Origin of the sequence: Arthrobacter sp. RCC_34 (genome assembly GCF_041360795.1) — a bacterium.
Classification (GTDB): Bacteria; Actinomycetota; Actinomycetes; order Actinomycetales; family Micrococcaceae; genus Arthrobacter_E.
In genome coordinates, this window is record NZ_JBFUPW010000001.1 from 1,463,914 (window position 1) to 1,485,725 (window position 21,812).

Sequence of the window (21,812 nt, forward strand, 5' to 3'; positions counted from 1 at the left end):
CCTGCATGCACGTTGTCAGGTTAGCACGTGCTTAGGATGAGGGTGTCCCGCATCACCACGATGTCCACCATGTGGCCCGACCAGGGGCCATCCTGCAGAGGAGAGATTCCCCTTTGAATCCATCCGGTATTGAACTCGGCCACGTCGACCCCGGGACGCGAGCCCAGGATGACTTCTACCGCCATGTCAACGGCGCCTGGCTGTCCTCCACCACGATCCGCGACGACCGCTCACTCGAAGGCACGTTCACCGCGCTCCGCGACGCCTCGGAAGAGGCGGTGCGCACTCTGATCGAAGACGCGGCCGAACGCGGGCAGGCCGAAGGCGGGATCGCCGCGCAGATCGGCGGGCTCTACGCCAGCTTCATGGATGAGGAACGTGTCGAAGCGCTCGGTCTGGACCCGATCCGCGAACGCCTCGCATCGTTGGCTGGGCTCGACAGCCCCGAAGCGGTGGTCCGCCGCGTGGGTGAGCTCTTCCGCGCCGACGTCCCCGGCCTCTTCTACCTCTACCCCTCCCCCGACGCCGGCGATCCCACCCGCGTCCTGCTGTATCTCGGACAGTCCGGCCTCGGCCTGCCGGACGAGAGCTACTACCGCGAGGAGCAGTTCGCGGAAACCGTGGCCAAGTACCAGGAGCACCTCGGCCGGATCCTTGCGCTGGCCGAGTGGGAGGATCCCGAGCGCGCCGCGGAGCGCATCATGGCCCTCGAACGCCGGATCGCCGCGACGCACTGGGACAAGGTCACCCTCCGCGATCCGCAGAAGACCTACAACCTCCGCACCGCGGCGGAGTTCGCCGAGGTCTTCCCCTTGGCGCGCCCCTGGTTCGAAGCGGCCGGGATCGATGAGACCGTCTACGGCGAGGTGGTCCTCAGCACGCCGGAGTACTTCCCCGCCCTGCTGGAACTGCTGTCCAACGAACCCGTGCAGAGCTGGAGGGACTGGCTCGCGGCCAGAATCGTCGGCTCCGCGGCACCGTACCTCTCGTCCGCGTTCGTCCAGGAGAACTTCTCGTTCTACGGCACCGTGCTCAGCGGCACCCCCGAACTGAAGGAGCGCTGGAAGCGCGGCGTCGCCGTCGTCGAGGATGCGCTCGGCGAAGCGATCGGCGAGCTGTACGTCCGCAAGCACTTCCCGGAGAGCCACAAGGCCCGGATGGAAGAGCTGGTCACGAACCTCGTCGAGGCGTACCGCAGCAGCATCACCGGGCTCGACTGGATGGGCGAGGAGACGAAGATCCGCGCCCTGGCGAAGCTCGACTCCTTCCGGACCAAGATCGGCTACCCCGCCAAGTGGACCGACTACTCGTCCGTGGTCATCGACCCCACCGACCTGCTGGGCAATGTGGAGCGTGCCCACAGCGCCGACGTCGACCGCCACCTGGACGAGGTGGGCAAGGAGGTCGACCACGAGAAGTGGCTCATGACGCCTCAGACGGTCAACGCGTACTACCACCCGGTCCTCAACGAGATCGTCTTCCCGGCCGCTATCCTGCAGCCGCCGTTCTTCCAGGCGGATGCCGATGACGCGGTCAACTACGGTGCGATCGGGGCGGTCATCGGCCACGAAATCGGGCACGGTTTCGACGACAAGGGCTCGCAGTACGACGGCGACGGCACGCTCCGCAACTGGTGGACCGACGCCGACCGTGAAGCGTTCGAGGGCCGCACCCGGCGCCTCGTCGATCAGTTCAACGCCCTGGAACCGGCGGAGGCTCCGGGCCATCATGTGAACGGCGAGCTCACCCTCGGCGAGAACATCGGCGACCTCGGTGGACTGGGCATCGCGTACAAGGCCTACCTGGCCACGCTCGGCGGCGAGGAGGCCCCGGTCCTGGACGGCCTCACGGGAGCGCAGCGGTTCTTCTTCGCCTGGGCCACCAGCTGGCGCCAGGTGATCCGCAGCGAGGAAGCGATCCGCCGCGTCACGATCGACCCGCACTCCCCCAATGAATTCCGCGCCAACGCGACCGTGCGGAACCTGGACGCCTTCCACGAGGCGTTCGACGTCCAGGAGGGCGATGCCATGTGGCTCCCCGAGGAGGAACGCGTCCGCATCTGGTGACAGCTTCCAGTTAAACGGCGAGGGCTGTGAAGAGGATTCCTCTTCACGGCCCTCGCCGTTTCCCGTGGTGCCGGCGCCCGTCAGCCGGTGAAAGCGCTCTGGCAGGTCTGGTCCGCGGCCGTCTGGCCGACGATGTCCTTGGGCAGCTGGACCGTCTGGTAGGCGGTGCCGGAGGCGAAGTCCGTGCCCACGGCCACCTGGACGCCCAGGATGTCCGCGCTGGGCTTCAGCTGCGCCTGCGGGATGCCGAGGGCCGTGGCCACCTTGACGGCCGCGCCGCGGTAAGCGGACGAGTAGTACACGACCGTCTTGGCGCTCGTCTCCGCCGGGACCGCCGCCTGGACCAGGAATCCCTTGGCCAGGAGGAAGGTGTTGAGCTCCTGGCTCCGGCCCTCGACCCCGGTGGCGTTCGCCACGGTCACCGGCGCGGTGGACTGATCGACACCCGGAACGGGGTTCGTGGTGGCGGAGGGGGTGGAGGACGGCGTCGACGACGGCGTCGCGCTGGGCTTGGGCTTCGGCTTGGCCGCGTTGGGGTTGGTGAGGTCGACGCCCTCACGCATCGCCTTGAACAGCTGGCCCGCGTCCGGCTCCTTCGGCTGGACCCACGCCGTCGGGTTCACGACCGACGGCTCCCACGGCACCGTCACGAAGGCGACCTTGGCGAGATCCACCTTCTGCAGTCGCTGGGCGATGGTGATCAGGGTCTGCGGATTGGCGAGACCCTCATCCACCGTGAGGTTCTTGGTGACCGTGTCCGCGATGCCCAGGAGCTTCGGGAGATTGGTGAGCGTGCCGTCACTCCGCACCTTCCGGGCCAGGGAGGCCAGGAACTGCTGCTGCGACTTGATGCGCGAGATGTCACTGCCATCGCCCACACCGTGGCGGTTGCGCAGGAAGGCCAGGGCCTGATCACCCTGAACGAGCGACTTGCCGGCGGGGAGCTTGAGCCGGGAATCGGGATCGTCGATCGGCGCGTTGACGCAGACCTCCACGCCACCCACCTCGTTGGACAGCTCCTTGACGGCATTGAAGTCCGCCATCATGAAGTGGTCGATCTCCAGGCCGGTCAGCTTGTTGATCGTGTCCACGGTGCAGCCGGGGCCCGCTTCGGACATCGCGCCGTTGATCTGCGAGTCCGGCCGGGGCGCCTTCACTTGTTTGGTCTTGGGGTCGGTGCACTGCGGGATGGAGACCACCAGGTCGCGCGGGAAGGACACCATGCTGACGCGCTGGTTGTCCGCGGAGATGTCGAGCAGCATCAGCACGTCCGAATTGCCGTAACCCGACGACTGGTCCGACGTGCCGTACGCCTTGTTCTTGCCGTCGCGGGTGTCCGTGCCCATGATCAGGATCTGCAGGCGGTCGGTCGCGTCGTTGAGAGTCCCCTTGTCCCTGCCGGACGCCGTCAGGGGTGCGGTGTTCAGATTGCCCTGCAGACGGAAGTACCAGTACCCGGCGAACCCGAGGACCGCGATGAGGGCGACGCTGACGACCCACGCCGTGACCTTCACCCAGAGCGGAGCTCCGGACGGCCGAGTCAGGTGGCGGGCTTCGTGCACCTTGGCATCAGATGCGTGAGCACGCGCTTTGCGGAGCGTGTCATCCGCCCGTCGTGCGGCATGGGGTGGCTTGGTCACTCAAGGGGCCTTTCGAAACAAACAGAACCGTCCCATCGTAGAGCCGATTCCTGCATTTGAGCTGACAGATCTCCGAAGAGTCCTGCTCAGAAGCCCATCCGGCCCAGCTGCTTGGGATCCCGCTGCCAGTCTTTGGCCACCTTCACGTGCAGATCGAGGTACACCTTGGTGCCGAGGAGCGCCTCGATGCCCTTGCGGGCGCGCGTGCCGACCTCTTTGAGCCTGCTGCCCGCGCGACCGATGATGATCGCCTTCTGCGAGGGCCGCTCCACGAACAGGTTGACCCGCACATCCAGGAGAGGGTTGTCCTCCGAACGACCTTCCCGAGGGACGATCTCCTCGACCACCACGGCCAGGGAGTGCGGCAGTTCGTCCCGCACGCCTTCCAAGGCGGCCTCGCGGATCAGCTCGGCCACCATGACGGCTTCCGGCTCATCGGTCAGCTCTCCGTCCGGGTAGAGCGGCGGCGACTTCGGCAGGTGGGAGATCAGCACGTCCTCCAAGGTGGTCACCTGGAAACCGTCCTGAGCCGAAACCGGGACGATGTCCCGGAAGCCGTCGCCGCCGAGGATCTCCTGGCCCAGGGCGTGGACGGACAGCAGCTGCTTTCCGAGGTCCTCCTTGCTCACCAGATCGGCCTTCGTGACGACCGCGATGATGGGCTTCCGCCCGAGGAGCGCCAGTTGCTGTGCGATGAAGCGGTCGCCGGGGCCTACAGCCTCATTGGCCGGGAGGCAGAATCCGATGGCGTCCACTTCGGACAGCGTGGCCGCCACGAGATCGTTCAGCCGCTGACCCAGCAGCGTGCGAGGCCGGTGCAGGCCCGGCGTGTCGACGAGAACCAGCTGGGCGTCGGGACGGTGCAGAATGCCACGGATCGTGTGGCGAGTGGTCTGCGGCTTGTTGGAGGTGATGGCGACCTTCTGCCCCACCAGGGCGTTGGTCAGTGTCGACTTTCCCGCGTTCGGACGTCCCACCAGGATGGCGAAACCTGCCCGGTAGTCTTTGTTCTCCGGTGTGGGCATCAGCCCGTCGTTGCGTCCCGACATCAGTCCTCTTCCTCCCGGGACTCTGCGGTCCCACGTTCAGTTTCGTTCGACTCCTGGGCCAGAACGTGGTGCACACGATTCCTCCGGCCCTCAATGCTCAGCGCTTCCAGCCGCAGCCCATGGGTGAAGGCGACGCTGCCCAGGATGGGGACCCTGCCCAGCGCCTTGGCGAGGAGGCCGCCGACGGAGTCCACGTCGTCGTCCTCGATCTCCCGGTCGAAAAGCTCACCCAGGTGGTCGATCGGCATGCGGGCGTTCACCCGGAATGTGCCAGGCGCCAGTTCGACGAATTCCGCGGCCTCGGAATCGTATTCGTCCACGATTTCGCCCACGATCTCCTCGATGAGATCCTCCAGGGTCACCAGGCCCGCCGTGCCGCCGTACTCGTCGATCACGATCGCCATGTGGACCTGCTCGGTCTGGAGTTCTTTGAGAAGCTCCGCCACCGGCTTCGACTCCGGCACGAACCGGACGGGCCGCATGAGAGCGATCAAGGAGATCGAGGAATCCGGGCCGCGGCCGAACAGCGCTGCCGCCACGTCCTTCAGGTAGAGGATGCCCAGCACGTCGTCCGCGCTCTCCCCCACGACGGGGACACGGGAGTTGCCGCTGCGGAGGAAGAGGCTCATCGCCTGTTCCAGCGTCTGTTCGCTGCCGATGTGGACGATGTCGGTCCGTGGCACCATGACGGCGCGGACGAACGTGTCCTCCAGGTCGAAGACGCTCTGGATCAGCTCGGCTTCGCCCTCTTCGATGAGCTCCGAATCACTCGAGCGCTCGAAAAGCTCCCGCACCTCGGCGCTGGTCAGCGATCCGAGTTCGTCATGCGTGTCCACGTCCGCGCCATGCGAGGACGGCAGCACGGCCGTGCCGAAACGCTGAAGCCATTCCGGGATCGGGCCCAGGACCAGGCGCAGGGCATGGACCAGGGACGCCGTGTACTGCACGGTCGCGGCCGGGTGGAGCCGCCCGAGACGGCGCGGTGACACGCCCACGAGCACGAAGCCGACCAGGGCCATGATGACCGTGGCGATGAGGCCGGCGAGCCACACGTTCTCGATGAGTCCTGACACCGCGAGCGTCAGGGCGACCGCGCCGGCCATCTCGAACCAGATCCGCCAGAAACGCAGAGACCTCAGATGCGCCTGCGCGTCGTCGAGCACCCGGTTGGCCGCGTGCCCGGGACGGGATTCGGCCAGATCGTCGAGGGCATGACGGGGCAGGAAGGCGAGGGCCGATTCGGCCGCCGAAAGGATGGCGCCGATGACCAGGAAGACGACCGTCAGGACCAGCAGTACCGCCAGGGTCATTCGGTGGTCTCCAGGGGGGCGTCCTTGCCCAGGAAGGAGGAGAGCAGCTGGCGCTGAAGGCCGAACATCTCGGCCTTCTCCTCCGGCTCGGCGTGGTCGAAGCCCAGGAGGTGCAGGATTCCGTGCGTGGCGAGCAGGAGCATCTCCTCCTCGGTGCTGTGGCCGGCGTTCTTCGCCTGGATCTCCGCCACCTGCGGGCAGATGGCGATGTCGCCCAGCATGCCCGCCGGCGTGATCCGTCCGGGGGCGCCCGGGGTCAGCTCATCCATGGGGACGGAGAGCACGTCCGTGGCGCCCGGCTCGTCCATCAGCTCGATGTGGAGCTTCTCCATGGTGGGCTCGTCCACCAGGAGCACGGACAGTTCGGCCTCGGGGTGGATGTAGAGCTCATCGAAGATGAACCGCGCCAGGCGGACGATGTCCTCGGCATTGCCGTCGACGCCGGACTCGTTGTTGACCTCGATGCTCATGCGGTGGCTCCTGGCTCGGTGGTGCTGTGCTCTGCGCTGATGTGCGCCGTGCTGCTGTGTTCTGCGCTGCTGTGTTCTGCGCTGCTGTTTTCCGCGCTGCTGTTCAGGCCTGCCGCCTGGCGGGAGGGGGTGCGACGGCGGTGCGTGCCTCGCAGCTGTTCCTCGTCCCAATGGTTGTACGCGGTCACGATGTCCCCCACGAGGCGGTGGCGCACCACGTCGCTGGCGTCGAGGACGGAGAAATTGATGTCTTCGATGCCGTCCAGGATGCCCTGGACGATCTTCAGCCCCGAGGTCGTTCCGCCCGGCAGATCCACCTGGCTGGTGTCACCCGTGACCACCATCTTGGACCCGAAGCCCAGACGGGTGAGGAACATCTTCATCTGCTCCGGGGTGGTGTTCTGGGCCTCGTCCAGGATGATGAACGCTTCGTTGAGGGTCCGACCGCGCATGTACGCGAGCGGCGCCACCTCGATGGTCCCGGCCGCCATCAGGCGCGGGATCGATTCCGGATCCATCATGTCGTGCAGGGCGTCGAACAACGGACGCAGATAAGGGTCGATCTTGTCGTTGAGCGTTCCCGGCAGGAAGCCCAGCCGCTCGCCCGCCTCAACTGCAGGACGCGTCAGGATGATCCTGGTGACTTCCTTGTTCTGCAGCGCCTGGACGGCCTTGGCCATGGCCAGGTAAGTCTTGCCGGTGCCGGCCGGGCCGAGCCCGAACACGATCGTGTTCTGATCGATCGCGTCGACGTAGCTCTTCTGATTGAGCGTCTTGGGGCGGATCGTGCGGCCACGGCTGCTGAGGATGTTCTGCGTCAGGACCTCGGTGGGCGTCGGCACGGTGCGTGCGCTCAGCATGCCGAGGAGCTGGACCACGAGCTCACGGGTGACCGGGGTGCCCCGCTGGGAGAGCGACTTGAGTTCCAGGACCAGACGGTGCGCCAGCTGAACGTTCTCGGTGGGGCCCTTCAGGGTCAGTTCGTTCCCGCGCACGTGGAACGTCACGGCGGGGAAGGCCGACTCGAGACCGCGCAGGGATTCGTCGTGGGCGCCGAGCGCCCGCACCATGGCCTCGCCCGTGTCGAAGAGGATGACCTCGGTCCGCGAGAGGGGCGTGCTGTGCGGGAAGTCGGCATGACCTGACAGGGCCCCCGATGGCATGGTTTCTTCGCTCATGGTGCCGGCCCTCGTGACCGGATATCCCTTTCGTGGAAGTCGTGCGGCCATGAAGTCCATGGCCTCCTGAAAGTCTACGTCAGGACGCCGGAGGGTCACGGGTTGGGCACAGCGGGGTATCAATCGGATTTCACTTCCGGAGGCTGCCCGCTCAGAGGCATGGGGACCTGACGACGTGTGGCAAGGTGGAATGTGGGGCGTGCTGATCAGCAGGCCCTTTCGCATGGGCGTACTCCGCCCGCGGACCCGAAGGAACAGCCAGACCGGCAGGAGGAAGGAGCACCATGACGTCGATCAGCGCACGACGACGGTGCCTTCCCGCGCGCCTGCTGGCACTCCCCCTCGCCGCGGCTCTGCTGTCCGCCTGCACGGCCACGCCCTCGGTGACCGTCTCCTCCGGTCTGCCGGACCCACAGTCGCTGGCCACCTCCGTGCCGGATGTCACGGCGGTCCCGAGCGAAACGGCGGAAACCGCCACCCAGGTGCAGGTCTACTGGATCGGGCGCACGGGAGGCAACGCCTACCTGTTCTCGGAACCCCGTAAGACCGGTGCCGGCGACGACCCCGTCACCTCGGCCCTGAAAGTCATGATGGCTCAGAAGCCCGAGGACCCCGACTACTTCACCGCCTGGCAGGCCCCGCACCGTCTGGCCGCCTCGATGTCCGGAGTGTCGACCATCACGGTGGATGTCAGCGCGGATGCCTTCTCCAAGAATCTTGACCCATCGATGGCCAAGAGGGCCATGCAGCAGCTGGTCTTCACGGCGGTGTCCGCCGCGCGCGCTTCGGGAATGGTCGACGCTTCGGTGGAACCCGACGTCGTGCTCCTGATCGACGGGCGCAATGACGTCGAGGCCTTCGGCTCGATCCCCTTGAATCTTCCGTTCCACCGGGACCTGGCGTTCCTCTCGCCGGTGCGCATCATGGTCCCCCAGGACCAGGCCGTGCTCAACTCGGGCACGGTCGCTTTCAACGGGGTGGTGCTCGGCGGCCAGAAAGACGTGACCTGGTCTGTCGCTCCGGCCGGCTCCCCCGAGGGCCAGGACGTGCTGTCCTCGGACAAGGTCGCGGTGGCTCAGACGGCGGACAAGGTGGGGCGTTTCGCCTCCCGGCTCGACCTGCCGAAGGGCACCTACGAACTGACCGTGTCCGCCACGGTCCCCGGCACGGCGCAGCCGGTTCAGGATTCGAAGACGGTCACCATTCGCTGAGAGACCGGCTCACCAGCGTCCGAGCACCGTGTTCGCGACGACCAGCGCCGCCGGACCGGCCGAGGACGACCGCAGCACGTGCGGTCCGAGCAATGCGGTGCGGGCCCCCGCAGCCTGGAATGCGGCCACCTCCGACGGGGAGATCCCGCCCTCCGGTCCCACGATGAGCAGGACCTCGCCATCAAGACCTTGGATAGCATCCAGCTGCGAGGACAAGGAACCACTCGCGTCCTCATGGAGGACGAATGCCGCGCCCGAGCGGGAGATGCGGCGGACGAGCCCTGCCGAGTCGAGGACGTCCTCGACCTCCGGGGTGCGGGCGCGCCGCGACTGCTTCGTCGCAGCCCGGACCACCGAACGCCACTTCGCCAATGCCTTCGCGGCCCGGTCCCCGCGCCAGCGCACGATGGAACGGTCGGACTGCCACGGGATCACGCCGTCGATGCCCAGTTCCGTCGCGCTCTCGATCGCCTGCTCATCACGGTCACCCTTCGCGAGGGCCTGCACCAGGATCAGCCGGGGTGACGGCGCCGGTTCCCGCACGATCTCCAGCGCGCGCACCACCAGCTCACCGGCGTCGGACGAGTCCACCGTGCCGATGACGCGCGTCCCCTGCTCGTCCACGAGATCGACGCCCTCGCCGGCCGACAGCCGCTTGACCGTGACGGCGTGCCGCGCTTCGGCGCCGTCGACGGTCACGAGACCGGAGGGCTCCACCTCATCGAGGGAACCGGCGGGGACGAAGAAGACCGGGTTGCTCATGGCTCAGAGGTTGCCGAACTTGTCGCGGAGCTTGGCGAACATCCCGCCGCTGCTGGCGAGTTTGCCCTCAGTGAACTCCTCGTCGCGGAGACCGGCGAGCTTCCGGAGCAGCTCCTCCTGTTCGGCGTCGAGCTTCGTAGGAGTCTCCACCTGGATGCGGACCTTGAGATCGCCACGGCCGTAGCCGCGCAGGTGGGTGACACCGAGCTCGTGGAGGGTGATGACCTCGCCGGACTGCGTGCCGGGCTTGATGCTGATCGTCTGGGGACCGTCGAAGGTCTCCAGTTCGACGTCGGTGCCGAGGGCCGCAGCGGTCATGGGGACCTTCAGCGCGGCTTGCAGATCGTCGCCGTCGCGTGTGTAGGTCTTGTCCGCGTTCACTCTGACCTGGACGTACAGGTCGCCCGAGGGACCGCCGGCGATGCCGGCTTCACCGTGGCCGGAGAGCTGGATCCGGGTTCCGGTGCTCACACCGGCGGGGATCTTGATGGAGAGGGAACGGTGCGAGCGGACCCGGCCCTGGCCGTTGCACTCGTTGCACGGGTCCTTGATCACGGTGCCGAAGCCCTGGCAGCTGGGGCACGTGGCGGCCGTCATGACCTGGCCCAGGATGGAACGCACCGGGCGCTGGACCTGGCCCGCGCCGTGGCAGATGTCGCAGCGCTCCGGGCTCGTGCCCGGCTGGCAGCAGCTGCCGTCGCAGGTCTCACACACCACGGCCGTCTCCAGCTCGAGCGTCTTCTCCACGCCGAACACGGCGTCCTTGAGATCGATGCGGACCTCGACCAGGGCGTCCTGGCCGCGCCGCACCCGGGAGGCCGGGCCGCCAGCGGCGCCGCCGCCACCGAAGAAGGTGTCGAAGATGTCCTGGAAGGCGAAGCCGGAACCGGAGTAACCGCCGAAACCGTTGTCGGTGCCGTTCTCGTTGCCCGTGGTGTCGTAGACCCGGCGCTTCTCGGGAACCGAGAGGACCTCGTAGGCGTGCGTCACGGCCTTGAACTGCTCGGCGGCGTCATCCGCGGAGTTCACGTCCGGGTGGAGGGTCCGCGCGAGCTTGCGGTAGGCCTTCTTGATCTCCTCGCCGCTGGCGTCGCGCGGGACTCCGAGGACTTCATAGTGACTGCTCACGTGTGTGTACTTCTCTTCCTCTATTGGGTGACTTGCTGTGGCGTCGGGCGACCGGTGAGGTCACCCCGCCAGAATCCGTGAAAGATAGCGCGCGACGGCGCGCACCGCCGCCATGGAGGACGGGTAGTCCATGCGGGTGGGGCCGAGGACGCCCACCTTCGACGCGGAACCCTTGCCGTAGCCGGTGGCCACCACCGAGGTGCCGGCGAGTTCGTCGAACGGGTTCTCGCGTCCGATGCTGACGGCGACGCCATGCTGATCCTGGTGCATCTCGGTCAGGAGCCGCAGCATGACCACCTGCTCCTCGAGCGCCTCCAGCACCGGCCCGATGCTCAGGGGGAAATCCATGGTGGCGCGCGCCAGATTCGCGGTTCCCGCCAGGACGATCCGCTCCTCCGCGCTCGAGTCGAGGAGCGACAGGAGCGCGGCCGCGAGTGCCGCGGCGGGCTGCTGAAGGCCCGGGGCCACCGTCGCGGTCAGGACGGGGACGGTCTCACGCAGGGCGTCGAGCGGCTGGTTCGCGCAGGCCGCCAGGAACATCGTCCTCAGCACCGCGACATCGGATTCCGCCAGAACCTGTCCCAGATCCACCACCCGCTGGTCCACCGATCCGGTGTCGGTGATCAGCACGAGCAGCACCTGAGAACCTCCGAGCGCCACCACTTCGAGATGCCGCAGGCGGGCCTGGCTGGCCTTGGGGTACTGGACCACGGCCACCTGCCGTGTCAGCTGGGACAGCAGCCGGGCCGACCGTTCCAGCACGTCATCGAGATCGGAGGCACTGTCCAGGAAGGAGTGGATGGCACGGCGCTCCGCGGCGGACAGCGGCTTGACGGAGGCCAGCTGGTCCACGAAGAGCCGGTAGCCCTTGTCCGTCGGAATACGGCCTGCGCTCGTGTGGGGGGCCGCGATGAGCCCCTCCTCCTCCAGCGCCGCCATGTCGTTGCGGATCGTCGCGCTGGACACGCCCAGCTGATGGCGCTCCACCAGCACTTTCGATCCCACCGGCTCCCGGAAGTGGACGTAATCCTCCACGATGGCGCGCAGGACTTCGAGACGACGAGGATCACTCACTCGGCCACCTCCACATGCTCTTGCTCTTCGGCGTTTCTCTTAGCACTCTACCTCTCTAAGTGCTAATTCTAGTATGCCTGCCCCGGACCCGGGACATCGCCAGGCGGAGAACAGCAGGAGGCATCATGTCCATCCATTCCTGGGGACCTCAGGACCTCAGCGCACCCGCCAAGAAGCAGCTGCGCGAGGTGCCGGTGGAGCGGGGCATGGTCCTCGAGGAGGTTCAGACCGGCTGGGTCGGCGCCGTGACGCGCGTGGAGAAGTCGGGCGGGATGCACATCCTCAGTCTGGAGGACCGCCGGGGCAAGGAGCGTTCCTTCCAGCTCGGCTTCGGATTCCTCCTGGACGGCGAAGCGGTCAAGATCGTTCCGCCACGAGCCGCCGCCGCTCAGCAGGGTCCCCGGCGCACCGCGAGCGGCTCGCTCCACGTCGACACCAAAGCCCGCACGGCCCTCGCCAGTCGCATCTGGGTGGAAGGCAAGCACGACGCCGAACTCGTCGAGCGCGTCTGGGGCGACGATCTGCGGGTGGAGGGCATCGTCGTCGAGCCTTTGCACGGCATTGATGACCTGGAAGCGGCCGTCGCGGCCTTCGGCCCCGGTCCCGGCCGCAAGCTGGGCATCCTGGTCGATCACCTGGTGCCCGGCTCGAAGGAGCAGCGGATCGTCGACGCCCTGATGCGCAAGCCGGGTGTCAGTGGGAACGTCCTGGTGGTGGGACATCCGTACGTCGACGTGTGGCAGGCCATCAAACCTCAGACCCTCGGCATCCCCGCGTGGCCGCAGATCCCCCGCGGCACCGACTGGAAGACGGGCATCCTCCAGGCCTTCGGCTGGCCGCACGCCACCGCGGAGGACATCGGTCTCGGCTGGCAGAAGCTGCTCTCCACCGTGCGCAGCTACGCTGACCTGGAACCGAGCCTGCTGGGGCGTGTCGAGGAGGTCATCGATTTCCTCACGGCCTGACCTCCCAGCCACTATGCTGAGTAGGAAACGCCGTCACGTGCACTGCCCGTGATCCGGAACTACCTCAGGAGTATGAGCTGTGTCTGACGCATCCGGACCGAAGCCCCAGGGAGCATCCTCCCCGGGCGATCAGCCGCGCTCCGCGTCCGGCATGAACGGCGGCCCGGCCCAGAACAACCCAAGCCAGAACAATCCAGCCCAGAACAACCCCGGTCAGACCTCTGGAGAGCACCCCTACACGGGCGCCAGCGCCGTCCCGGAGCCGCTGAGCTCCAGCGAGGACCGGCAGTGGGCCATGCTGGCTCATTTCGGCGGGATCCTCGGCTTCATCCCCTCGCTCCTGATCTACCTGATCTTCAAGGACCGGGGACCGTTCACGGCCCAGGAGTCGAAGGAAGCCCTCAACTTCACCCTGCCGCCCACGCTGGTGGCCGTCGTGGCGAACATCCTGAGCCTCATCCCCTGGATCGGCGGGATCTTCGCAGTGATCGCGGCCCTGATCTGGATCGCCCTGACCGTGTTCTCCGTGATCGCCGGCATCCACGTCAACCGGGGCCAGCCGTACCGCTACAAGTACAACCTGCGGCTCCTCAAGTAGCCGAATGGCGGAACCCCGGCACGGGGGTTCCGCCTTTTTCATGCCCTGAACACCGTCGGGTGCTGGACGGCAGGGGTCAGTCCGGCAGCAGACGGCGCACGACGGCGTCGGCCAGCAGACGGCCCCGCAGGCTCAGGCGCACGGCGCCCTTGAAGGCGGCCTGCGGGTCGATCAGGCCGTCGGCGATCAGGCCCGCGACGGCGGTGCGCCCCTCAGCCTGGAGCGCCGCGGTGGGCAGGCCCTCGGCCAGCCGGACGCGCAGGAGGACGTCCTCGAGATAGCGGGTGTTGCCGTCGAGAACTTCCTTGCCCGCGGCCGGGGAAACCCCATCCCCGAGGCGCTGCGCGTAGGCACGGGGGTGCTTGACGTTCCACCACCGGACGCCGCCGACGTGCGAATGTGCGCCGGGGCCGATCCCCCACCAGTCGTCGCCCCGCCAGTAAGCGAGATTGTGCCGGCATTCCTGTCCCGGTTCGCGCGCCCAGTTGCTGACCTCGTACCAGTCGAAGCCGGCGGCAGCGAGGCGCTGCTCGGCGAGTTCGTACTTGTCGGCATGGTCGTCGTCGTCGACGTCGGGGACCTCCCCACGACGGATCTGCGCCGCAAGCTTCGTGCCGTCCTCGATGATGAGGGCGTAAGCGCTCAGATGATCCGGCTCGCAGGCCAGCGCCGCGTCCAGGGAACGTTCCCAGTCGGCCAGCGACTCCCCCGGGGTCCCGTAGATGAGGTCCAGGCTCACGTTGAGACCCGCGGCACGGGCCCATTCCACCACCTGCGGGACCCGCTCGGGACGGTGCACCCTGTCCAGGGTCTTGAGCACGTGCGGCACGGCGGACTGCATGCCGAAGGACACCCGGGTGAAACCGGCTTCCGCGAGCCGTGCCAGGGACTGTTCGGTGACGGTCTCAGGATTGGCCTCGGTGGTGACCTCGGCGCCCGGCTCCAGTCCCCAGAGATCCCGGGCCCGGCCCAGCAGCCCTCCCAGTTCCTCCGGGTTCAGCAGGGTCGGTGTGCCGCCCCCGAAGAACACGGTCGACACCGGACGCGCCGGGATGCCGGAGCGCTCGAGGACGCCGGCCGCGAAGTCCAGCTCGGACAGGGCGGTGCCGGCGTACTCGTCCTGGCTCGCGCCGCCGCCGAGTTCCGTGGCCGTGTAGGTGTTGAAGTCGCAGTAACCGCAGCGGACCGTGCAGTACGGCACGTGGATGTACAAGCTGAAGGCACGCTCCCGCGCGCCTTCCCGGGCCTGAGGATCCAGGAGCCCGTCCGCGGGAGCCGGGTCACCGAGAGGAAGCGCGCTGGGCATGGGCTACTTCTTGGCCTTGTCCTTGCCGTTGCCTTCGTCGTTGCTCAGCGCGGCGATGAAGGCTTCCTGCGGGACCTCGACGCGGCCCACCATCTTCATGCGCTTCTTGCCTTCCTTCTGCTTCTCCAGCAGCTTGCGCTTACGGCTGATGTCACCGCCGTAGCACTTGGCGAGCACGTCCTTGCGGATGGCACGGATGTTCTCGCGGGCGATGATGCGCGCGCCGATGGCGGCCTGGATGGGGACCTCGAACTGCTGGCGGGGAATCAGTTCCCGGAGCTTGGAGGTCATCATGACGCCGTACGAGTAGGCCTTGTCACGGTGGGTGATCGCGCTGAAGGCGTCGACCGTTTCGCCCTGAAGCATGATGTCGACCTTGACCAGGTCGGCGACCTGATCGCCGTCGGCCTTCCAGTCGAGCGAGCCGTAGCCGCGGGTCTTGGACTTCAGGGTGTCGAAGAAGTCGAAGACGATCTCGGCCAGCGGGAGCCGGTAGCGGATCTCGACACGGTCCTCGGAGAGATAGTCCATTCCACCCAGGATGCCTCGCCGGGACTGGCACAGCTCCATGATGGCGCCGACGAACTCGTTCGGCGCCAGGATCGTGGCGGACACCATCGGCTCGCGCACCTCGGCGACCTTGCCGACGGGGTACTCGCTCGGGTTGGTGACGTGGACGATCTTCTTGTCCTCGAGGGTCACCTCGTACTCCACGTTCGGAGCGGTCGAGATCAGATCCAGCTTGTACTCGCGCTCCAGACGTTCCCGGGTGATCTCCAGGTGGAGCAGACCGAGGAAGCCCACGCGGAATCCGAAGCCGAGGGCCGCGGACGTCTCCGGCTCGTACACGAGCGCCGCGTCATTGAGCATCAGCTTCTCCAGCGCGTCGCGCAGCACCGGGTAGTCCGTGCCGTCCAGTGGGTACAGGCCGGAGAAGACCATGGGCTTGGCGTCCTCGTAGCCGCCGAGGGACTCCGAGGCGGGCTTGTGCAGCGTGGTGACGGTGTCACCGACCTTGGACTGGCGGACATCCTTCACGCCGGTGATGAGGTAGCCGACCTCGCCCACGCCCAGCCCCTTGGTCGGCACCGGCTCCGGGGAGCTCACGCCGATCTCGAGGAGTTCGTGGCTCGCCTTGGTGGACATCATCTGAATGCGCTCGCGCGGTGACAGCTTGCCATCCACGACACGGACATACGTGACCACGCCACGGTAGGTGTCATACACGGAGTCGAAGATCATGGCACGGGCAGGCGCGTCCGGATTGCCGACGGGCGCCGGCAGGTCCTGCACGATCTTGTCCAGCAGGTCCTCGACGCCGACGCCGGTCTTGCCGGAAACCATCAGCACATCCTCGGGCTTGCCGCCGATGAGGTTGGCCAGTTCCGCTGCGTACTTCTCCGGCTGGGCCGCGGGCAGGTCGATCTTGTTGAGCACGGGGATGATCGTGAGATCGTTCTCCATGGCCAGATAGAGGTTCGCCAGCGTCTGGGCCTCGATGCCCTGGGCGGCGTCCACCAGAAGGATCGCCCCTTCGCAGGCGGCCAGCGAACGGGAGACCTCGTACGTGAAGTCGACGTGACCCGGGGTGTCGATCATGTTCAGCGCATAGCTCGTGCCGTCGAATTCCCAGGGCATGCGGACGGCCTGGGACTTGATGGTGATGCCACGCTCGCGTTCGATGTCCATGCGGTCCAGGTACTGGGCCTTCATGTCCCGGGGCTGGACCACGCCGGTCAGCTGCAGCATGCGGTCAGCGAGGGTCGACTTGCCGTGATCGATGTGCGCGATGATGCAGAAGTTGCGGATCACGGACGGATCAGTCGCGGCGGGCACCGGTGCAGTGCGGGCCATGGGAGACACTCAGGAGTCCTTACTGTTGCCTTCGGGCGGTCCTTCCGACGGGGCTCCGGCGCGAAACCGGGCATGCGGAACAGGACCGAGGGGTCAGATCCACCATTGTCCCACGTTTCGGAGCACTTCTCCTCACGTCCTCCCCCACCGCCGCGCCGGTCTTCCTGGGTACGCTGGACCACATGGCCGGCTTCTTCTCACGCATCCTCAGGTTGCTCGGCGCCACGCCGCGCCGCGCACCCGGTGTGCGGCGCGCTGCGCCCGCCGGATATCCCGGCGACTACCCCGGCGTCGTCGCGGTGCGCTACTCACCGCGGGCCGATGAACGGGCCGATCCGGGCGAGATCGTGTGGACCTGGGTCCCCTATGAAGAGGACCACCGGCAGGGCAAGGACCGGCCCGTTCTCCTGGTGGGCGAGGACGGCCCGTGGCTGCTCGGCCTCATGCTGACGTCCAAAGACCGGAACAACGGCACGCATCGTGACGCGGCCTATGTGGACATCGGATCCGGTCCGTGGGATCGCGAAGGCCGGCCGAGTGAAGTCAAGGTCAACCGCGTGGTGCGTGTCAATCCTGCCGCGATCCGCCGCGAAGGCGCAGTGCTCGACAGGCGGCGATTCGCCCAGGTCAGCGAGGGCCTCCGCCGCGCCGGGCACTGAGTTTTTGGCCATCGAGGCCGTGATTCTGCTAAAATCATTTGCTGTGTGTCCGCACAGGTCGACGGACACTGATGATTGGCTGCCATAGGCATCCCCACGCCGCTCAGTCAATGGCCAATCTGACGCCCTCTAGACCCATCCGTCATTACAAGAGAGTTCACTAAGTGGCTAACATCAAGTCTCAGAAGAAGCGCATCCTCACCAACGAGAAGGCTCGCCAGCGCAACGTCGCTGTCAAGTCTGAGCTCAAGACCCTCATCAAGACCGTCAACGAGGCGGTTGAGGCTGGTAACAAGGATGCCGCTGAGTCCGCCGTGAAGGCGGCCAGCCGTAAGCTGGACAAGGCTGTCAGCAAGGGCGTCATTCACAAGAACAACGCTGCCAACCGCAAGTCCGCGATCAACAAGAAGGTCAGCGCTCTCTAAGAGAACCGCTGCGGCCGATCGCTGACGCGACAGGCTGACACCTCACTTGCTTCGGAGTGGCCGGTCCCCCAGGGACCGGCCACTCTTGCGTTAAGCGTCACGACTTCTGACTCTTGTGTCCCACGATCCGGGACGCCGCCGTCGGCGGGCGACGCCCCGTCCTCAACGGCTCTGGACGGACGAGGCCACCAAGTGCACCACGCGCTCGACGGCGTACACCGGATCCCGGGACAGGCCCTTCACCTGAGCATCGGCCTCGGCCACCGCGCGGACACAGAGTCTCAGCTGTTCCGGCGTCCAGCGGCGGACATCCCGTTGGGCCTGCTCCACGAGCCACGGCTGCATTCCCAGATCACGCGCCACCTGGGCGGCGGAGCCGCGGCTGCCCGCGACACGGGCGAGGGTGCGCAGCTTGGCGGCCAGCGCGGCGACGAGCGGCACGGGGTCCGCGCCGGAGTCCAGGGCGTACCGCAGGGTCGCGAGGGCCCCGGCCGCATCGCCGGCGAGGGCGGCGTCGGCGACCTTGAAGGAAGTCGCCTCGATCCGGCCGCCGTAGTACTTCTCCACGTCGTCCGCAGTGACCGTGCCCGTGGTGTCTTCGATGAGCTGGACACACGCCGCGGCCAGTTCGGCCGTCTGAGAGCCGACGGCGTTGACCAGTGCCACCACGGCGGGACCTTCAATGCGACGGCTCGCCGCCCGGAACTCAGAGGTGACGAAGGCGTTCTTGTCGGTGTCACGCTTCAGCGGCTGGCAATCGACGACGGGCCAACGGGATTTCACGGCGTCCAGCAGCTTCTTGCCCCGGTTGCCGCCGCCATGCCGCAGCACGACGACGGCGTCCTCCGCCCCTGATACGGCCAGCTCGAGTGCGTCGGTGAGGAAGGCGTCGTTCATGGCTTCCAGCCTGGACACCTCGATGAGTTTGAATTCGCCGAACAGTGACGGACTGCACGCCATCAGGAGCGCCCCGGGCTGGTATTCCGAGGCGTCGAAGGTGGTCAGCTCCAGATCCGGGTGCACCTGACGGAGCTGGCTGCGCAGCAGATCCCGGGCACGCTGGGCGAAGTACTCCTCGGGGCCGGAGAGGAGGATCAGCGGTGCGGGCTGGATGTCTCGCCAGTTCAAGGCGGTGGATGCGGCGGCCTTCGCCATCGAGGTGATCTCCCTGCTGTTTTCGGCTTGTCGGCTCCTCAGCATCGTATCGTGACCGGGGCGGGCGAGGCCTCGCGGCGAGGGGTTCGCGGCCGTGATCCGAAACCGGTCCAGTGCTGTCTCAGCCGTCGCTCAACCGGGATTCCAGCTCGGCGATCCTCCGCTCCAGATATTCGAGGTATTCGATCACGTAGGCGTCCTTGGCTTCCATGCGATCAAGCCGAGGAAGGATGAGCTGCACGTTTCCGTTCATCGGAGCCACCAGAGGGTGGGCCGCGTCGATGGCGTTCAGGGCGGCGCGCAGAGGGCTGTTCTCGTCACGATGAGTCATGATTGCACCCTATCCACCTTTGGCGAGGCCCGGGCCCTCCCGTCTCGCAGGAATGCATGAACCCGACGGTAGAAACCCAGGACCGCCCGCGGATGGGCGACCACCCACAGCAACCCCACCTGACATGCCCCGAACGCCGTCATCGTGATCAGCCCCAGAGCCCCCGGAGGCCAGTCCACGAGAGCTCCAGGCATGCTGCCCACTCCCTGTGCGATCATCCAGATCCCCCGCGTCGCCACCCCGGTCCAGCCGACCAGGATCCCGCTGACCGGACCCGGCACCACGGCCAGAACCAGAGCCGCCGTGCCCAACAATGTCACCGGGGCCACCAAAGGAGCCGTCAGCGCGTTGGCGAGCATCGAATACGGCGTCAGCTGCGGCTGGATCAGCACGAGCAGCGGCGCACAGGCCAGGTTCGCGGCCAAGGGAATCGCCAGTCCCAGCGCCACCACATACGGCATCCACCGAGCCAGCCAGCGGGCCAGGCCCTGAGCAGAGACCAGGATCCCCGCCGTCGCCACCACCGACAGCGCGAACCCCAGGTCCCAGGCCAGCCACGGCTCGGCCAGCAAGAGACCCGAAGCGCTCACACACAACAGCGGAAGCCCTCGGCCCTGATGACCGCTCATCATGACCGTCAGACCCGCAGCGGACATCACCACCGCCCGCAAGACACTCGAGTCCGGCCCCACCAACGCACCAAACGCCGCCAGGGAGAGTATGGACAGCACCATCACGACCGCACGGCCCACCCGCAAGCTCCGCAGCATCAGCACCACGGAGGCGAACACCACACTGCAATTCGCGCCGGAGACCGCGGTCAGGTGTGTCAGGCCTGTGGTGGCCATCACGGCCGCGGACTCCGGCGTCTGGCGGCCGCGGTCACCGATCACCATACCGTCGAGCAAGGCGCCCGGCTCACCCGGAATGGCGCGGCTTCTCTCGAGGAATTCCTGCCGGAGCCGCGACACGGCATCTTCGAAGACCGACGGGGCCGTCACCAGCCGGGGCCTCCCCACGGCCGTTCCGGACAGCGACCCCGGGCGCCCGTCCCGTTCCTTGACCCGGAGCGTCAGCTCCAGTTCCTGCCCGTAACGGACCGCAGCGCAGACACCCTGGCACTGGACGTCGACCGGAAGATCCAGGCCCTGCCACGTCGCCCCGTGGCGGATCCGCTGGAGCCGCGCGATGAACCGGCAACCCTGTCTGCACGGCGAGGCCTCCTGCGCGCCGGCAGCATCTTGCGGTCGAGGATCCGGCACCTGACCGAAGCCCGGCGGGAGCGCCTCGGGATGCCCTGCGACCTGGGCGATGACACTGATCGCCTGGCGGTCCCGCATCTCGTCCCACACGTGACGAGAACCAGGGTCGGCCATCCGCGCGAGGCCGAGGACGCAGCCCACCAGGGCCGCGACGGTCGCGAGAACCAGGCACGCCCCGATGCTCCTGCTCCGCGGCGAAGGCGACGCCGAGCACCGTCGCCGGGAGGAATCAAACCGAGTGAGAAGAAACCAGCACAGCCCGACGGCGCCGAGCAGCACCGCCCCCATGACGGCCAGGAGGCGCAACAGTGCATCATTGCGGGCCGCGGTCACCGCGCCCACCGTCCACAGCAGGCAGAGCGCGGGGACCAGCCGCACGTCGTGAGCCGCCTCCCGGAGCAGGAGACGCCTTTCCACCTGCTTGTCGTGGGCGCGAAACGCCGCGCGCGCGGCAGCGAGCCACCGTGCCGCGCCCGGCCCGGCACGCTTCAGGAAATCCGCAACGTCCATGGTCAGCCGTCGAGCACGATCAAAGGCGTCAGCTGCTCCAGAAGCCGCGGCCCGATGCCGTCCACCGCGTCCAGGTCCTCGATCTTCGTGAAGGATCCGTGCTGTTCCCGCCACGCGATGATCCGGTCCGCGAGCACCTTCCCGACCCGTGGCAAGGTCATGAGCTGCTCTTCCGAGGCCGTGTTGAGGTGCACGGGGGCGGCCTGGCTCCCACGGGGCTGCTCGGAGTTTCTGGTCTCGCCGGCCACCCCGGCGCCCCCGGCCTGGCCGTCCCCGGGCCCCGCCGCGCTTTCACCCTGCTGCGGAACATGGACCTTGTGACCGTCCTGGAGCGGTTCTGCCAGGTTCAATGCGTCCAGCTCCGCGGTGTCCAACGCCCCGCCGGCCTTCTCGATGGCCTGAAACACCCGTGCGCCGGCGGGCAGCCGGACGATGCCAGGATGCCTCACGGCGCCGGAGACGTGCACGACGAGCGGGGCGGACGTCCCGGCAGAGTCGGGGGTTTCCGCACCCGAGGGCCGGGCCGAGGGCGTGGAACGGAGGGGCGCCACAGTGCCGTGCGGCGCGGGTGGAGGCTCCGGGACCGACTGACCCGGGGCCGAGGCCGTGACCGCCCACCAGGCGCCCAGCAGCGCGACGAGGCACAGCGCCGTCGTCGTCAGGGCCCTGAGACTGATCCGCCAGCGGAAGCGGCCACGGCGATGAAGCCGCCGGCGGTCGGCGAGAGTGAGCGCCGGTTCCGGAGAGGCCGGATCGGCGACGCCGGGCGGCTCCGGGAGGATCCGTTCCAGGCGACCCTGGGCATCGGACGAGGTCATCTCCCGAAGCTACTGCGGCACGTCCTCCTGGAACGGGCGCG

General features: G+C 67.4%; 20 protein-coding genes. 6 read left to right on the forward strand and 14 right to left on the reverse strand.

The window, feature by feature from the left end; all coding sequences use genetic code 11:
- The first annotated feature begins 113 nt into the window (after nt 1-113).
- Nucleotides 114-2,066, forward strand: a complete 1,953-nt coding sequence (locus AB6732_RS06960) for a M13 family metallopeptidase (protein ID WP_370959264.1) — start codon at nt 114-116, stop codon at nt 2,064-2,066.
- 80 nt (nt 2,067-2,146) lie between these two features.
- Here the strand turns inward: AB6732_RS06960 and AB6732_RS06965 are convergent, their stop codons facing one another.
- From AB6732_RS06965 to AB6732_RS06985, 5 genes are all read right to left on the reverse strand, one after another.
- Entirely contained in the window at nt 2,147-3,706 is a 1,560-nt protein-coding gene (locus AB6732_RS06965; RefSeq protein WP_370959265.1) for an LCP family protein, read from the reverse strand.
- 86 nt (nt 3,707-3,792) lie between these two features.
- A complete protein-coding gene (era, locus tag AB6732_RS06970; protein WP_370959266.1) occupies nt 3,793-4,755 on the reverse strand; it encodes a GTPase Era in 963 nt (320 codons plus the stop codon).
- Nucleotides 4,755-6,065 (reverse strand): hemolysin family protein, encoded by a 1,311-nt coding sequence (locus AB6732_RS06975; protein ID WP_370959267.1) that lies wholly within the window; start codon nt 6,063-6,065, stop codon nt 4,755-4,757. The genes era and AB6732_RS06975 overlap by 1 nt, the downstream gene beginning before the upstream one ends.
- Nucleotides 6,062-6,535 (reverse strand): rRNA maturation RNase YbeY, encoded by a 474-nt coding sequence (ybeY, locus tag AB6732_RS06980; protein WP_370959268.1) that lies wholly within the window; start codon nt 6,533-6,535, stop codon nt 6,062-6,064. Before ybeY ends, AB6732_RS06975 begins: the two co-directional genes overlap by 4 nt.
- Nucleotides 6,532-7,713, reverse strand: a complete 1,182-nt coding sequence (locus AB6732_RS06985) for a PhoH family protein (protein ID WP_370959269.1) — start codon at nt 7,711-7,713, stop codon at nt 6,532-6,534. The genes ybeY and AB6732_RS06985 overlap by 4 nt, the downstream gene beginning before the upstream one ends.
- Before the next feature lie 284 nt (nt 7,714-7,997).
- Between AB6732_RS06985 and AB6732_RS06990 the strand changes: the two genes are divergently transcribed.
- Nucleotides 7,998-8,924, forward strand: coding sequence for a GerMN domain-containing protein (locus AB6732_RS06990; protein ID WP_370959270.1), 927 nt, complete (start codon nt 7,998-8,000; stop codon nt 8,922-8,924).
- 9 nt (nt 8,925-8,933) lie between these two features.
- Here the strand turns inward: AB6732_RS06990 and AB6732_RS06995 are convergent, their stop codons facing one another.
- Genes AB6732_RS06995 through hrcA form a run of 3 tightly spaced genes read right to left on the reverse strand, consistent with a single transcriptional unit; the run spans nt 8,934 to nt 11,888 of the window.
- Nucleotides 8,934-9,686 (reverse strand): 16S rRNA (uracil(1498)-N(3))-methyltransferase, encoded by a 753-nt coding sequence (locus AB6732_RS06995; protein ID WP_370959271.1) that lies wholly within the window; start codon nt 9,684-9,686, stop codon nt 8,934-8,936.
- Between the two features lie 3 nt (nt 9,687-9,689).
- Nucleotides 9,690-10,814: a molecular chaperone DnaJ gene (dnaJ, locus tag AB6732_RS07000; protein WP_370959272.1), complete on the reverse strand. Its 1,125-nt coding sequence runs from the start codon at nt 10,812-10,814 to the stop codon at nt 9,690-9,692.
- Between the two features lie 60 nt (nt 10,815-10,874).
- Nucleotides 10,875-11,888: a heat-inducible transcriptional repressor HrcA gene (gene hrcA, locus AB6732_RS07005; RefSeq protein ID WP_370959273.1), complete on the reverse strand. Its 1,014-nt coding sequence runs from the start codon at nt 11,886-11,888 to the stop codon at nt 10,875-10,877.
- Between the two features lie 125 nt (nt 11,889-12,013).
- Between hrcA and AB6732_RS07010 the strand changes: the two genes are divergently transcribed.
- Both AB6732_RS07010 and AB6732_RS07015 read left to right on the forward strand, forming a co-directional pair.
- Complete coding sequence (locus AB6732_RS07010; RefSeq protein WP_370959274.1) at nt 12,014-12,853, forward strand: DUF3097 domain-containing protein; 840 nt, start codon at nt 12,014-12,016, stop codon at nt 12,851-12,853.
- A gap of 151 nt (nt 12,854-13,004) precedes the next feature.
- Nucleotides 13,005-13,451: a DUF4870 domain-containing protein gene (locus AB6732_RS07015; RefSeq protein ID WP_370959612.1), complete on the forward strand. Its 447-nt coding sequence runs from the start codon at nt 13,005-13,007 to the stop codon at nt 13,449-13,451.
- A gap of 76 nt (nt 13,452-13,527) precedes the next feature.
- On the opposite strand, the gene hemW is transcribed toward AB6732_RS07015, so the two are convergent.
- Both hemW and lepA read right to left on the reverse strand, forming a co-directional pair.
- A complete protein-coding gene (gene hemW, locus AB6732_RS07020) occupies nt 13,528-14,757 on the reverse strand; it encodes a radical SAM family heme chaperone HemW (protein WP_370959275.1) in 1,230 nt (409 codons plus the stop codon).
- Between the two features lie 3 nt (nt 14,758-14,760).
- On the reverse strand, nt 14,761-16,620 hold the full coding sequence (gene lepA / locus AB6732_RS07025; RefSeq protein WP_370959276.1) for a translation elongation factor 4: 1,860 nt from the start codon (nt 16,618-16,620) through the stop codon (nt 14,761-14,763).
- Nucleotides 16,621-16,793: 173 nt separating this feature from the next.
- Between lepA and AB6732_RS07030 the strand changes: the two genes are divergently transcribed.
- Together AB6732_RS07030 and rpsT are read left to right on the forward strand one after the other, a co-directional pair.
- Nucleotides 16,794-17,270, forward strand: a complete 477-nt coding sequence (locus AB6732_RS07030; protein WP_370959277.1) for a type II toxin-antitoxin system PemK/MazF family toxin — start codon at nt 16,794-16,796, stop codon at nt 17,268-17,270.
- Nucleotides 17,271-17,434: 164 nt separating this feature from the next.
- Complete coding sequence (rpsT, locus tag AB6732_RS07035; RefSeq protein WP_307496850.1) at nt 17,435-17,695, forward strand: 30S ribosomal protein S20; 261 nt, start codon at nt 17,435-17,437, stop codon at nt 17,693-17,695.
- 162 nt (nt 17,696-17,857) lie between these two features.
- Here the strand turns inward: rpsT and holA are convergent, their stop codons facing one another.
- From holA to AB6732_RS07055, 4 genes are all read right to left on the reverse strand, one after another.
- Nucleotides 17,858-18,850 carry a DNA polymerase III subunit delta gene (gene holA / locus AB6732_RS07040; RefSeq protein ID WP_370959278.1) on the reverse strand — a complete coding sequence of 331 codons (993 nt, stop codon included), beginning with the start codon at nt 18,848-18,850 and terminating at the stop codon, nt 17,858-17,860.
- Between the two features lie 121 nt (nt 18,851-18,971).
- Nucleotides 18,972-19,181, reverse strand: a complete 210-nt coding sequence (locus AB6732_RS07045; protein WP_370959279.1) for a hypothetical protein — start codon at nt 19,179-19,181, stop codon at nt 18,972-18,974.
- A complete protein-coding gene (locus tag AB6732_RS07050) occupies nt 19,178-20,953 on the reverse strand; it encodes a ComEC/Rec2 family competence protein (protein WP_370959280.1) in 1,776 nt (591 codons plus the stop codon). The genes AB6732_RS07045 and AB6732_RS07050 overlap by 4 nt, the downstream gene beginning before the upstream one ends.
- Before the next feature lie 2 nt (nt 20,954-20,955).
- Complete coding sequence (locus tag AB6732_RS07055) at nt 20,956-21,771, reverse strand: helix-hairpin-helix domain-containing protein (RefSeq protein ID WP_370959281.1); 816 nt, start codon at nt 21,769-21,771, stop codon at nt 20,956-20,958.
- Nucleotides 21,772-21,812: the final 41 nt, after the last annotated feature.

Bases quoted from the DNA above. Each gene is read 5' to 3' on its own strand.
- era (WP_370959266.1), bottom strand. From the start codon at position 4,755: ATGTCGGGACGCAACGACGGGCTGATGCCCACACCGGAGAACAAAGAC.
- AB6732_RS06975 (WP_370959267.1), bottom strand. From the start codon at position 6,065: ATGACCCTGGCGGTACTGCTGGTCCTGACGGTCGTCTTCCTGGTCATC.
- ybeY (WP_370959268.1), bottom strand. From the start codon at position 6,535: ATGAGCATCGAGGTCAACAACGAGTCCGGCGTCGACGGCAATGCCGAG.
- AB6732_RS06985 (WP_370959269.1), bottom strand. From the start codon at position 7,713: ATGAGCGAAGAAACCATGCCATCGGGGGCCCTGTCAGGTCATGCCGAC.
- AB6732_RS06990 (WP_370959270.1), top strand. From the start codon at position 7,998: ATGACGTCGATCAGCGCACGACGACGGTGCCTTCCCGCGCGCCTGCTG.
- AB6732_RS06995 (WP_370959271.1), bottom strand. From the start codon at position 9,686: ATGAGCAACCCGGTCTTCTTCGTCCCCGCCGGTTCCCTCGATGAGGTG.
- AB6732_RS07010 (WP_370959274.1), top strand. From the start codon at position 12,014: ATGTCCATCCATTCCTGGGGACCTCAGGACCTCAGCGCACCCGCCAAG.
- AB6732_RS07015 (WP_370959612.1), top strand. From the start codon at position 13,005: ATGAACGGCGGCCCGGCCCAGAACAACCCAAGCCAGAACAATCCAGCC.
- hemW (WP_370959275.1), bottom strand. From the start codon at position 14,757: ATGCCCAGCGCGCTTCCTCTCGGTGACCCGGCTCCCGCGGACGGGCTC.
- AB6732_RS07030 (WP_370959277.1), top strand. From the start codon at position 16,794: ATGGCCGGCTTCTTCTCACGCATCCTCAGGTTGCTCGGCGCCACGCCG.
- holA (WP_370959278.1), bottom strand. From the start codon at position 18,850: ATGGCGAAGGCCGCCGCATCCACCGCCTTGAACTGGCGAGACATCCAG.
- AB6732_RS07045 (WP_370959279.1), bottom strand. From the start codon at position 19,181: ATGACTCATCGTGACGAGAACAGCCCTCTGCGCGCCGCCCTGAACGCC.
- AB6732_RS07050 (WP_370959280.1), bottom strand. From the start codon at position 20,953: ATGGACGTTGCGGATTTCCTGAAGCGTGCCGGGCCGGGCGCGGCACGG.
- AB6732_RS07055 (WP_370959281.1), bottom strand. From the start codon at position 21,771: ATGACCTCGTCCGATGCCCAGGGTCGCCTGGAACGGATCCTCCCGGAG.